The organism is Claveliimonas bilis, from assembly GCF_020892095.1.
Taxonomy (GTDB): domain Bacteria; phylum Bacillota; class Clostridia; order Lachnospirales; family Lachnospiraceae; genus Claveliimonas; species Claveliimonas bilis.
In genome coordinates this window covers 2,107,574-2,120,909 of sequence record NZ_AP024845.1, presented here as the reverse complement: position 1 = coordinate 2,120,909, position 13,336 = coordinate 2,107,574, and the positions used below count along the sequence as shown (strand labels likewise).

Genomic DNA, 13,336 nt, shown 5'->3' with positions numbered 1-13,336 from the left:
GTAGTTTCTGCGGAACCGCAGAAACCGCTTTACATGATACGCTAGAAGGAGAAGGATATGGAAAAACTTCTGTTTATTGATGATGATTTGGATTTTCTGGAAAGCAATCGGATTTATTTCACCCGAAAGGGATATAAAGTCTATCAGTGCAGTTCTCCGAAGGAAGCCTGGGAACTTCTTCAAAATACAGCCTTTGACTGTGTGATCCTTGATATTGATATGCCTGAAATCGACGGCTTTTCTCTCTGCCGCCATTTTCGCGAACAAAGCCGGGCTCCTGTCATTTTCTTATCTGGATTTTCAGATACAGAAAGCCGGATTCAAAGTTTTCAATCCGGCGGTGACGATTTTCTGGCCAAACCTTATGACATTCTGGAATTAGAATACCGGATCCGGGCAAGAATCCGACGAAGTGAATCCGTATTTTACAATGATGTGCTCACCTTTGGTCCGCTTGTTATTGATATGGATCGACGGATAGTAAGCTATAATGGAAAAGAAGAATACTTTTCTGCTCTGCAGTTTGATATTCTTTCCTTTCTGGCTCAAAATCCCGGAAAGGTCTTTTCCTATGAACAGCTTTACGACCGCATCTGGAAAACTCCTATTGTGGGCAGCAGACACAATCTTCAGGTTACCGTTTCTACTATACGTCACAAACTTACTGCCCTTTGCAATGAAAAACAATATATAAAAACAGTATCCCGAAAAGGATACTGCTTTTCACCGCCTAAGGACCAGGATTTCTCACCGTCTTTTCCTTCTGAACAGGAAAACCAGAAGGATTCCTCCCACCACACAAACTGAAAGCACTATACCGACTCCTATCTGCAGTGACTCGGAGGGATAATTCGTATCCTCTTCTGGATTTTCCTCCCTGTCCGGGGTTTTTAGGCCTGCTTCTTTATTTTCTTCTTTGTTTTCTTCTTTTTTACCGGAAGACACACTGGAAGAGCCGGTTCCGGCGGATGCAGCATCGGAAGCGGAAGCATTGTCACTATCCGAGGCCGATGACGCTGAAACATTCCCCATTCCACTGCTTCCTCCCGGCACCTGCGTCAGCGGCGGCAACACATCCTCTCCCTCTGTAGGTCTTGTCTCTCCGCCTCTGCTGCCTTCGATACCGGTTCCCTCCATCGTGTATTCCTCTGTCAGCTCCAGGATGTCTGAATCCAGAGTTGTCCCATCCGACAGTCTTTGGCTCATTTTATAATAAGTATAACTTTCCTCTTCCAGAAGATTATATGCAGGATACCAGCTTATCTGCTCTCCTTCAGATACTTCCTGGCTTTCCAGATCGCTCCATGTTCTTTTATCATCGGAGCCTTGCAGCGTAACTGTTCCCTCCTGCGGAACAAATGCGTCCATATGAAGGATAAGGCCGCTGTTCTGATAAGTTTCTGCAAAGGCCAGGAGAAAGTAGGGATTCGTACTGGAGCCATACACCACCAGGCACCTCGGATTCTGATCTCTGAAAACAACATAATCATCCGGATAAGTACCCGTTATAACTGTGCGGACTCTTTCTTTCGGGAAGTCCGTATCTTGCCAGATCACCGGAATTGCTGTACTATCTGTCTTCCCGCTTTGATTGATCGTCACATCATCTTCAGCAGGCAGACGGGAAACTGAAAAATTTTCTTCTTCCGGAATCACAATGACCGGCATATCCTGATAGTTTTCCGCTGATGCCGCAGACACAACAGGCTTATCTGCCAGAATCATCCGGCCCTGACAGAAAAATTCGGGAAGCCCCATTCCTGTTTCTTCCCCATAGACAAAGAAAGCTCCTTCTTCCTGTACAACTGCAGTATCTTCTGCCGAACCCGCCAAAATGCTGACGGAAATTAATGTCAGACTGCCCCCGGGACAAACATGGAAAATCCCTTCACTTCCTCCGGTTCCTTCCAGAGACAAAAAGGGCCACAGTTCCATCTGTCCTTTCACATAAATTGTATGTCCGGCTGTTTTCACTGTAATATTTTTCCTGTATTTTCCGTTATCATAAAGATAATTCTCATCTTCCGGTACTATAATGTCATCTGTCAATACAACAGTTCCGCCTTCGCTTCTGTGACTCTCAAGCCACTTCTTCCATTCTTCGTATGTAGCTACTGTATCATTGTCCTCCGTTTCAGAGGCATGAACATAGGCAAAATTCAGGAAAAATAATATTGTCGCAAAAACTATGACTTCTGCTATAATAACTATAACTAAATGTGGATGTTTGGCTTTCATCAATGCCATTCTTCCTTTCCAGAGAGGTAAACTGCTATGTACACAAAAAAAGTTTCTATACTGACCTGTCTGCTCCTGCTTACAGGGTTATGTGCTATCGGACTCTTTTCTCTTCTATATCGCTTTGACAACAAGTATATCATGAGGGCTTCCTTGTCACAAGAAGGTTTTTCAGTCATAAAAGGGGACTCTTCTGATCCTCACAAAATCACCTACCTGGCAGAAGGCTGGGAATTTTATCCGGATGTGGAAGCCTCTCCAGATGAACTGTCGGACTATACTTCAAAAGAAATCTATATTGGCCAATATTTTAGTTTTTCTTCCTTCCATAAGAACCATTCTCCCTATGGATCCGGTACATACCGTATTGTCCTGACCGGTAAGTCAGGTAGCTATTCTCTCCTCCTTCCGGAGGTTTTTTCAGCCTGTAATGTTTATGTAAATGGAGAACTTACTGCTTCTGCCGGCTCACTGTCCCCCTATCGTCCCTTAATCAAAGATACCATCGTAACTGTTCCCCTTGAAAACAGGCAGGCAGAAGTTGTGGTCCAGACAGCAAATCACAGTCATTATTATAGCGGCGTCACTTATCCCCCTGCTGTTGGAAGTTCGGAAGCAGTCAGCCGTCTTATCTCAGAGCGCATGATCTTTTACGGCTTTCTGTGCTTTACTTCTCTGACGCTGGCTCTTTTCTCCTCCGCCGTATGGATCGGCCTGCGTCATGACCCCCGCTCCCGGGAAAACTTCTTCCTCGGTATCCTTGCGCTCTCCTTTTCTATCCGCATCTGTTATCCGTTCCTTCGGCTGGCGGGAGTCCCCCTGATCCGTCCCCTGTATGCACTGGAGGATGCCATGGCTGCTCTTGGCATCTTCTGCATCATACGGATCGTCTCTTTAGTCTGTCTGAAAAGAGGGCTTCTGTCAGATCGTATTCTTCCAGGCATCTCCCTTGGATTTGTTGCCTTAAGCGCTGCTGCTCCTATGGTAATTCTTCCTCTTCTCCCGGCCTTTGCTGCTGTTTACGGACAACTGCTTTTCTGGTATAAACTGATTATTTCCCTGTTTCTTTTCTTCCTTGTCCTTAAACATTTAACCGGCAAAAGCAGCGAAAATTTCCCTCTTCTTGCCGGAATTGGATTTTATGCCCTTTCCCTGTGTGCGCACATGCTCTGCCTTGGACGCTATGAACCTGCCCGCACCGGATGGTATGATGAGTGGGGTATTTATGGATTGATCCTGCTTTTTTCCGTCCGTATGGTTATCCACAATATTCGGATCGTCCGGGAAAATATCCGGCTGAACCGCCACCTTCAAGAAGAAGTGGAGCATAAAACCGCCTCTTTAAATTCTCTTCTGGAGGAGCGGCGTCAGCTTCTTCTGGGATTTGCCCATGATTTAAAAACTCCGATCACATCCATCACTACCTTTACGCGGCTGGTACAGATGGAGCAGCCGGATCTCAGCGACGAAACAAAACAGTATCTTGATACCATACGGCAAAAAGCAGGAGAAATGAGGGATCGGCTGGTACTGCTCCAGGAATTTTCCTATCAGGATACACCTTCCGACTTTTCTGTCATAAATCTCACGGACCTGGTCCGGGAATTTTATGAACAGAATCTACCTGATATGGATGTATCGGGTATTCATTTCCTGCTGCATATCTCTCCCAAAGAGCCGCTCTTCGTTTATGGCGACCGCATTAAACTGATCAGTCTTCTTCAGAACTTAGTTTATAATGCGGTAGGATTTGTACCTGCAGAAGGAAAGATTGAACTTTTCCTGTCCCTGAAGGATAACAATGCCTGTATCATAGTCAGGGACAATGGCAGCGGCATTGCGCCTGAAAATCTCCCCCATATATTTGAACAGTTCTTTACCCGCCGTAAAGGCGGCGAAAATGGCGGCATGGGCCTTTATATCGCCAAATCCATCACAATTGAACATGGAGGAAACATTTCTGCTTCCTCCATGCCTGACAGCGGCACTTCCTTCACTGTGTCGCTCCCTATTTTTCATAAAACAGACCAAATCTAAGATGGTAGTGAAAATACCCACATCTGCCGGATTTGATCCTGAATGTCCGCAAACACCCACTCCTTTTCCGAATTTGCCTTGCTGAAAGGATCGTTTAGGGTTACTTTTCCATCTTTATATCCTGTCAGCACAAGAAAATGACCTACGTCTGTAAAATCGCCCGGCAGCATGCTGCAGACTACCGGATGACCTGCCTGCAGTTCTGCCGCCAGCGAGCTTTCATCCAGCATGGTTTCCTGACAGCGAAGGCCCCAGTCTGACGCCGCGCTCTCCAGCATCGCCCAGTATGTATTATTACTTTCATCGATATAGCCCCGCTCTTCGCTGTATTTTGCCATCCTGTAGGGCGTTGCCGTTACATCGCCGGTCAATCCTACGATCACCATGGACATACAGGTGGGCCCGCATCCGCTGGAAGCGATAATACTCGTTCCGTAGGAAGCATATCCCCATCTTTCATCCCATTGCAGGTAATGGGGAATCTGTCCCTCTTCCGTCGGGCCTTCTACCGTATCCGGAATTTCTTTATCTTTATTCTGGGCATAATCTTTTACAAAATCAATCAGCTCATCATTTTTATCTACCAGGCTTATGATCTCATCCGGACAACCTTCCTCTTTTGCTTCTTCCTTTGCCGCCGCAATCTGTTCTGCTTTCTTTTCCTCCGGCGTCTTGGACGCTTCCTCTTCTTCCATGGCTTTCCTTTGTTCGTCTGCCGCCTTTTCGCGTTCCGCCTGCTCTCTGGCTTCCGCCTGCGCCTTTTCCCTCTCTGCTTTCACTTCGTTTAAGGCATACCCGCCTGCTGCCCCTCCTGCCAGAATCAAGGCTGCTCCTATACACATCGCCTTTATTTCTACAATTCTGCTGTTCTTCTCTCTTTCCTTTTTGCTGTCCTGATTCTCTCGGATATTCTTCTGTATATCTGTCACCTCTATCGTTTTTTTCTTTTATACAGGAGTCTTCCGGCCAGCACAGACAATGCCCCGGCAAAAATACACAGATCTCCTATATTGAATGTTACAGCCTGCGCCTTCTTCCATTTTGTCTTTACTGCAAGATAGTCCACAACTCTCCCGCGGACAGCGCGGTCAAAAAAATTGCTCCATGCGCCTCCTGATGCAAGCATGATCCCCGTTTTTTCAAGAACTCTTTTCTTCTGTGTCATAAGAAACTGTCCATAAAGAAAAACAGCGGCGCCCACTGCACAGGAAACACCTGTTACAATTTTCGGCCGTTTTTCCAAAATATTGAAAGCAAACCCTTCATTGTAAACCTTCCGAAGGATCACGCGGCCTCCCATGATCTCTTTTTCGTCTGACTCGCCCAGATTCCGCTCTACAGACTGTTTGATCAAAATATCCGCCGTTGCTGTCAAAATCGGAATAGACTGCAGAAATACCGTCATATGTTTCTTTCTGTTAATTTCAGATTTCTTCTTTAATGCGTACAATCTGTTCTTCGTATTTTTCAATTTCCTCTTCCCGTTTCTCAATAGCTTCACACAATGCGATCATATCCATATCCTGGATCTCATTCTTTGTAAATTTCTCGTATATCGATCTGCCGATATCTTCAAAATCCCTTCTGTTTCCTCTCTTCAAAGAACGGATTTCCCCTTTCAGTCTCTGTATCTCCAGGGAATCTCCGGCACGTCTGCTTAAATCACTTGCCACATCAGATACTCTTTTTCCAAATTCATCAAAAAAATCTGCCATTTATCATCTCTCCTTTGTCTCATATCTGTCTTAACCGATCCAGAGTATGGTACAGATCCAGGGTTCCGTATCCCCATTCCCTGTTCGGATATGGTTCTCCCGGTCTCTGCCTGGCTCCCAGGATAAACAGGTTTTTAAGCTGCAGCGTATCTACTCCGCTGCTTCCCACATGATAGCGGAGCCACTCTGTCATCAGCGCGGCGGCTCCCGCGGTAATGGCTGCGGCCGCGCTGGAGCCTGATCTTTCCTGGAATCTTCCTCCCGGAACGGCACCTATAATGCCGACACCCGGCGCTGCAAGATCCGGTTTTATCTCTCCAGTTCTAGTATATCCTCTACCGGAATTAATATCAATACTATTCTCTGTTCCATTATAAAAGGCACAGGAAATGGCAGAACTTACGGCTGATGGCGCTGTCAGCGTCGTATTGGGATCAGACCTGAGAAAAAACACCTCACCGTTCAGAAAATTTTCTACAGGGAGCCAGAGATGAAACTCACCTCCTGCCAGCTGTACCGGCTCTACGATTACTTTCCATATTCCCGGTGAGGGATGCCCGAACCTGAAAAAAATCAACTGGGAATTATTCCTCTCTACCAAAAGACGGTAATCTACCGAGACTTCTGTTTGGTCAAACACAAACTGAAACACTGCGTTTCCTCCAGGCTGCACTCCGATTCCCTGCTTCACTTCCCCGGAGGGAGACACAAGAGAAATTGTCAGGATATTGGGAATGTCAGACCAGAGCTCTGTCACAAAACCTCCCACTCCTTCCCCGACCCGTATCTCTACCTCGCTTCTGTCATCCCTGTCCGCAAGCCTGTCAGAAAAATGCCTCCGTCCCGCCGCTTCATTTCCTGTCCCTGTCACGATCCCGCGGTTGATGATGTTGGAATAATATTCCAAAAGAACAGCAAGGGGCAGTGTCCCGTTATGTCCGCCCATACTGGTTCCAAGAGCAATACACAGGATCAACGGCATATTTTTCCGCTCTGCCAGATCCGCAAGATACTGTACTCCCAGCATAATATCATTTTCCTGGTAACATACAGCTTCCGGAGCAATATAATAAAATTCTTTCAGATACTGCTTGGCTTCCTTCAGCTTTACCACAGCCAGCGTGGCTTCCGGGGCTGCTCCCAGAAATTTACCGGATTCATCCGCTCCTCCTGCAGCCACGCTGGCAATAAATGTTCCGTGTCCGTTTCTATCCATGCTTGGAACGATCTGAAAAGGATCCTCTGATGCCAGAGCCCGGTTGATTTCTTCCTCTGTATATTCTGTACCGTAGAGAAATCCTTCCGGAGTCATTCCATCCTGTATGGTCTGATCCCAGATGGCTGCAATCCTTGTGCCTCCATCCAGAGCACGGAACACCGGATGGGTATAATCGATCCCGGTATCTACGAAACCGATCATCACGTTTTCTCCCATCAGTTCTAAAGTAGGATAATTCTGTACCTGTGTGATCCCGGCCTGATTCATGGCTTCCATATCAAGGAGCGCATAGCATTTGGGGACAGAACTGTATGGAAACCGTTCAAATCCTATAGGATCCGCAAGAGGCTGATCAATATAGATCACATCATACCCCGCCTGTGTCCTCTGGCGGCAAAGCTTTTCCTCCGGAACCTGAAAATCAATTCTTCCCCCTCTGGATGATACGATAAAATCCCGATACTCCTCTGACAAGATTCTCTGACGGCAAAGTTTAAAATCAGGCATAAAAATACCTCATATGCTTTTTCAATTAAGTATATGAGGTATCAAAAACTCTATTCCTGCAGTCAAAGATTTCCGCCTGTATTTCACTGTTTTTTCTCGCCCATATTTTCGTAGAAACTGGAAATCTCCTGCTCTTTCGGCACTGGCAGATCCGGTCCCTTCCGGAAAATAATCTTTAAGAGCACCGGGGTTACGATAGTCGTCAGGACGACCATAATAATGACAGGCCCGAGGAATACGGAACCCAGAAGTCCTAAAGCCATACCTTTGTTTGCCACGATGAGAGCCACCTCACCTCTGGAGATCATACCCACGCCGATCCTTCTGCACTGATAATTCTTATAATGGCAGATCTTTGCGCCAAATCCGCAGCCGATGATCTTCGTCACAACAGCAACGATCACGAGCAGAACGGAAAAAATCACAATGGTGGAATCCATTTTCGGAAGGACAACTTTCAGCCCGATACTGGCAAAAAACACCGGTGACAGAAGCAGATAGGAAATGGTGTTAAATCTTTCCTGCAGATACTCTGCTTTCTCGGTATTGGCGATGATCAGACCGGCAAAAAAGGCTCCGGTAATATCCGCCACACCGAAAAATTCTTCTGCACAGTAAGACATGACAAGACAGAATACAAAAGCAAGGATCACATGTCTTCTCAATCCTTTTTCTGCATGATCTACCCAGGAATGGTACCATCTGTACACCACAACTCCAACCACTGCGGCAAAAACAAAAAATCCCAGAATCTTCAGCAGGACTACCGCTATACTGACAGAAGAATCCGCCATACTTGTTACAATGGTAAGCCCGATGATACCTAAAATATCATCTATGATAGCCGCGCCAAGGATCGCATTTCCGGAGCGGGTCTTTAATTTCCCCAGCTCTTTTAAAGTCTCTACCGAAATGCTGACCGATGTGGCTGTCAGTATGATACCGATAAATATATTCTGCAGCATAAGGCTGGCTGCTGCATCTGACTCGATCACGCCAGGCCTGTTAAAGAGATAGGACAGGGCAAAACCGCCTGCGAGAGGAACAAGTACTCCGCACATAGCAATGACAAAAGATGCCTTTCCGCTTGCTTTCAGTTCATTAATATCTGTTTCCATTCCCGCACAGAACATCAGCACGATCACTCCCAGCTCTGCCACGGAAGTAATAAAGGCCGTCTCTTCAAGAATCCCGAATACAGCCGGGCCAAGGATAAGCCCCGCAAGAAGCGCCCCTACTACCTGAGGCATCTGCACTCTTCTCGTCGCAAGTCCTAAAAGTTTGGTACAAAGTAGAATAATCGCCAGATCTAACAAATAACTATAATCCATTTCCCGTCCCTCGTAATCCCTAATATTTTATCCTTCCAGAAGTGCTGGTTCCTGACCTCTCAAAGTAATGATCGGTCCTCCGGTGCCCTGTATGTAACTTTCTGTAATCGTCACCTGCCCGATGGAATCATCTTTTGGTATCTCATACATGATATCCAGCATAAATTCCTCAATGATTGCCCGAAGCGCTCTGGCCCCTGTATCCTTCTCCATCGCTTTTCTTGCAATAGCCCTCAATGCGGAATCATCAAATTCCAGCTTCACCTCATCCAGAGCAAGCAATTTCTGATACTGCTTCAAAATCGCATTTTTCGGCTCTTTCAGTATCTTTACATACATATCTTCATCCAGACCCTGCAAAGTAAAGACGATAGGAAGACGCCCGAGAAATTCCGGGATCATACCAAAATTTCTTAAGTCTTCTGTTGTCACTTTTCCAAGGATATTTTTATCATGATCATATTTATCCTTCAGATCTGCATTAAATCCAATGGCAGCCTGTTTTGTAAGACGTTCCTTTATAATATTTTCCAGATCCGGGAAGGCTCCTCCGCATATAAAGAGAATATTCCGGGTATTGACCGTGGTCAGCGGAACCATGGCATTTTTGCTGTTGGCTCCAACCGGAACTTCCACCTCGCTCCCTTCCAGAAGCTTCAGCATTCCCTGCTGTACGGATTCTCCGCTTACATCCCTCTGATTGGTGTTTTTCTTTTTCGCGATCTTATCGATTTCATCGATAAAAATGATTCCCTGTTCTGCTTTCTCCACATCATTGTCCGCCGCTGCCAGAAGCTTTGACACGACACTTTCTATGTCGTCGCCGATATAACCGGCCTCTGTAAGAGATGTGGCATCCGTAATGGCAAGAGGTACATCCAGAAGCCGCGCCAGCGTCTTTACAAGATAGGTTTTTCCGGATCCTGTCGGTCCGATCATCAGCATATTGGACTTCTCAATCTCAATATCATCCATAGTATCTGTAGCTACCCGCTTATAGTGGTTGTATACAGCCACGGACATAACCTTTTTGGCATATTCCTGCCCTACCACATACTCATCAAGTTTTGCTTTGATCTTATGAGGCGCTGGAATGTTGTTAATATCAAGAAGGGGCTTCTTCTCCTCGCCCTCTTTTCTCTTCTTGATCTTCTGCTGTTTTGGCACTGCATTTTCCAGATCAGACATGTTGAAGATCTGAACGCCCGGTATATTCATCAGCTTGCTGTAATCAATCTGCCCGTTTGTCATGGCGTCAAAACTCTTCTGCATACAGTCGGAGCAGACAGAAATATTGTTGGGAAGATCGATCATTTTTCCTGCTGTGCTCTCCGGGCGGTGACAAATGAAACAGATCTTCTCATATTCGTCTTCTTTCTTGGTTTTTTCTACTTCTACTTCTGAGTCATTTACTTTTTCAATCTCATTTTCATTGTTCTGATCTCTTTCTGACATGATGACTCCTTTCTATTTCTTTCTCTCTTCTATCATCTGAAGGAAGGCTTCCTCCGACAAAATCGGAATCCCAAGCTCCCTTGCCTTTTTGTTTTTGGACGATGTGGATGCTGTATCATTGTTGATCAGATATGTCGTTTTAGATGTGACAGATCCGGTCACCTTGCCTCCCATGCTTTCGATCAGTTCCTTTACTTCTCCCCGGTTGGCAAAATGTTCTACGCTTCCGGTGATCACGAAGGTAATTCCCTTAAGGATCTCTCCGTTCTCCTTCTCCTCTTCCTCCGGAAGGATCACCTCTTTTAAAAGCTTTTTATACTGTTCTCTATGCTGCTCATTCTGAAAATAATCCACAAAAGCCCCGGCGATCACTTCCCCAACTCCTGCGATTGAACTTAACTGCTCTTTGTCAAGTTCCAGGATCCGTTCGGGATCATTTCCCACTTCCTGGCATATCATTTTCGCATTTGCCAGACCAATATTGGAAATCCCAAGGCTGTAGATCAGTCTCGGCAAAGTAGTAACTCTTGCCTTCCTGGCACTCTCGATCAGATTGCGGTAAGATTTCTCTCCAAAACCTTCCATATTCCGGATTTCATCCTGATAGCGGTCCAGATGAAAAATATCTGTATATTCGCGGATAAATCCTCTGGCTATAAATTTTTCCAGCGTCGCCTCCGAAAGGCCTTCTATATTCATGGCGTCCCTGCTGACAAACAGGGCGTAGGATTTGATCTGCTTCGCCTGACATTCGGGGTTGGTACAGTAAAGCGCCTTTGCATTGCTGATTTGCCGTATCTCCGTCTTTCCCTGGCATACCGGACAGACCTTGGGAATATCTTTCACCCCGCTTCCGGTCAGATTCCGGGCAATCTGGGGAATGATCATATTTGCTTTATATACTTCAATGGTATCTCCTATCCCCAGCTTCAGTTCTTCCATAATGCTGATATTGTGAACGCTTGCTCTGCTGACCGTGGTACCCTCCAGCTCCACAGGATCAAAAATGGCAACCGGGTTAATAAGACCTGTTCTGGAAGGACTCCATTCGATTTCTTCCAGCACAGTCTCCTTTGTCTCGTCCGCCCATTTAAATGCGAAAGAATCCCGTGGAAATTTAGAAGTTCTCCCTAAAGACTGACCATATCCTATATCATCATATATTAGCACAAGTCCATCTGATGGAAAATCATTTTGACTGATTTTTTCTGAAAATTTAATAACTTCTTCTTCTACTTTTTCCCTGGTTACAACATGGTGTTCTACTACGTCAAATCCCTGCTGTTTCAGCCAGTCCAGCTGGTATGATCTCGAATTATGGAAATCTATTCCGTCCGCCTTTACAAGCGCAAAAGCAAAAAAGTTTACGTTCCTTTTTGCTGTGATTTCATTGTTGAGCTGACGCACTGAACCACTGCAGAGATTACGGGGATTTTTATATTTTGCATCCGCATCGGGAATTTCTTCATTGATCCTCTCAAAATCCCGGTATCCGATGACTGCCTCTCCCCGAAGGATCAGCTCCCCCTGGTAGGCTATCTTTAAAGGAATATTTTTAAAAACTCTGGCATTGTTGGTGATTACTTCCCCCACTTCTCCAGTTCCGCGGGTAACTGCCTTTACAAGTTCCCCGTTCCGGTAAGTGAGCACAACAGTAAGGCCGTCCATTTTCCAGGACATCACCACTTTCTGATCCCCGGCAAACTCTTTCAGTTCCTCAATATCTTTTGTCTTATCGAGGGAAAGCATCGGGCTTTCGTGCCTCTCCTTGGGAAGTTCACTTAACACCTCATATCCCACATTGACAGTGGGACTGTTTGACAATACCATACCAAGCTCTTTTTCCAGCGCTTCAAGCTCGTCATACAGGGCATCATATTCGTAATTGCTCATGATCTCCTCTGCATCCTGATAATACGCCTTTCCGGCCCGGTTAAGAAGATCTGTCAGTTCCTTCAGTCTCTTTTTCTTCTCTGTCTGATGATCTGCCATTTTCCTGCTATTCTCCTATTCCTTTTTTTCTCCGGACTTTGTACTGTGTTCCTCAATCTGACGGTGCAGTCCGGCCAGCTCCTGATCCGTCAAAGGCCTGCTCTGTCCCGGCTTCATATTGCCGAGTTCTATATTCATAATACGGATCCTTTTCAGCATTCTCACCTGATATCCAAGGGCATCGCACATTCTTCGTATCTGACGGTTCAGCCCCTGTGTAAGGATGATCCGAAAAGTATAAGGTCCTTCCTGATATACACGGCAGGGCCTGGTTACAGCGTCAAGATTTTTTTCTTTATCTGTAATATGGACTCCTTCGGACATTTCCCTGATAAATCCTTCTGTAATCCGGCGATCTACCGTTACCTTGTACTCTTTTTCATGGAAATTGGCCGCCCGCATAATACTGTTGATCATATCTCCGTCATTTGTCATGAGAAGAAGACCTTCGGAATCTTTATCCAGCCTGCCGGCATAGGTGATCCGTACCGGATAGTTTAAAAAACGGACAATATTATTCCGTGTCCTTGGATCTTCTGTACAGACAATGCCTACCGGCTTATAAACTGCCAGGACAACCTTTTCTTCTTTACCGCTGATTACTTTTTTTCCAACCTGTACTTTCTGACCTTTTCGTATCTTCATTCCAAGAACTGCCCTCTGGCCGTCCACATAGACCTTTCCGGATTCGATCAGGCGGTCTGCCTCACGGCGGGAACAGATTCCTGCTTCTGTAATATATTTATTTAAACGGATTTCTTCTTTCACATCAATTGCTCCTAGTATAACATCTGTGTTCTGGTTTCGACAACTTTTCGTTTGTAAAAACATCCTGTCTGTAT

The 13,336-nt window shown here is 45.7% G+C and carries 11 protein-coding genes; 2 read left to right on the top strand and 9 right to left on the bottom strand.

Features of this window, described 5'->3' with window-relative positions:
• Window positions 1–57 precede the first annotated feature (57 nt).
• A complete protein-coding gene (locus tag EUBC25_RS10370) occupies window positions 58–807 on the top strand; it encodes a response regulator transcription factor (protein ID WP_230105413.1) in 750 nt (249 codons plus the stop codon).
• Here the strand turns inward: EUBC25_RS10370 and EUBC25_RS10365 are convergent.
• Window positions 748–2,247, bottom strand: coding sequence for a hypothetical protein (locus EUBC25_RS10365; protein WP_230105412.1), 1,500 nt, complete (start codon window positions 2,245–2,247; stop codon window positions 748–750). The two genes, EUBC25_RS10370 and EUBC25_RS10365, sit on opposite strands and share 60 nt — an antisense overlap.
• Window positions 2,248–2,274: 27 nt before the next feature.
• On the opposite strand from EUBC25_RS10365, the gene EUBC25_RS10360 reads away from it, so the two are divergent.
• Entirely contained in the window at window positions 2,275–4,275 is a 2,001-nt protein-coding gene (locus tag EUBC25_RS10360; RefSeq protein ID WP_230105411.1) for a sensor histidine kinase, read from the top strand.
• On the opposite strand, the gene EUBC25_RS10355 is transcribed toward EUBC25_RS10360, so the two are convergent.
• The 8 genes from EUBC25_RS10355 to EUBC25_RS10320 all read right to left on the bottom strand — a co-directional run bounded on the left by EUBC25_RS10355 (window position 4,272) and on the right by EUBC25_RS10320 (window position 13,262).
• Window positions 4,272–5,204 (bottom strand): C39 family peptidase, encoded by a 933-nt coding sequence (locus EUBC25_RS10355; RefSeq protein WP_230105410.1) that lies wholly within the window; start codon window positions 5,202–5,204, stop codon window positions 4,272–4,274. The genes EUBC25_RS10360 and EUBC25_RS10355 overlap by 4 nt on opposite strands.
• A gap of 2 nt (window positions 5,205–5,206) precedes the next feature.
• On the bottom strand, window positions 5,207–5,680 hold the full coding sequence (locus tag EUBC25_RS10350; RefSeq protein WP_230105409.1) for a signal peptidase II: 474 nt from the start codon (window positions 5,678–5,680) through the stop codon (window positions 5,207–5,209).
• A gap of 19 nt (window positions 5,681–5,699) precedes the next feature.
• Window positions 5,700–5,990 carry a hypothetical protein gene (locus EUBC25_RS10345; RefSeq protein WP_230105408.1) on the bottom strand — a complete coding sequence of 97 codons (291 nt, stop codon included), beginning with the start codon at window positions 5,988–5,990 and terminating at the stop codon, window positions 5,700–5,702.
• 19 nt (window positions 5,991–6,009) lie between these two features.
• On the bottom strand, window positions 6,010–7,716 hold the full coding sequence (locus EUBC25_RS10340) for a S8 family peptidase (protein ID WP_230105407.1): 1,707 nt from the start codon (window positions 7,714–7,716) through the stop codon (window positions 6,010–6,012).
• An 83-nt stretch (window positions 7,717–7,799) separates the two neighbouring features.
• Window positions 7,800–9,047, bottom strand: a complete 1,248-nt coding sequence (locus tag EUBC25_RS10335) for a cation:proton antiporter (protein ID WP_230105406.1) — start codon at window positions 9,045–9,047, stop codon at window positions 7,800–7,802.
• A gap of 27 nt (window positions 9,048–9,074) precedes the next feature.
• Window positions 9,075–10,502, bottom strand: a complete 1,428-nt coding sequence (clpX, locus tag EUBC25_RS10330) for an ATP-dependent Clp protease ATP-binding subunit ClpX (RefSeq protein ID WP_230105405.1) — start codon at window positions 10,500–10,502, stop codon at window positions 9,075–9,077.
• Window positions 10,503–10,514: 12 nt separating this feature from the next.
• Window positions 10,515–12,494 (bottom strand): NAD-dependent DNA ligase LigA, encoded by a 1,980-nt coding sequence (gene ligA, locus EUBC25_RS10325; protein ID WP_230105404.1) that lies wholly within the window; start codon window positions 12,492–12,494, stop codon window positions 10,515–10,517.
• A gap of 15 nt (window positions 12,495–12,509) precedes the next feature.
• Window positions 12,510–13,262 carry a pseudouridine synthase gene (locus tag EUBC25_RS10320; protein WP_230105403.1) on the bottom strand — a complete coding sequence of 251 codons (753 nt, stop codon included), beginning with the start codon at window positions 13,260–13,262 and terminating at the stop codon, window positions 12,510–12,512.
• Window positions 13,263–13,336 lie beyond the last annotated feature (74 nt).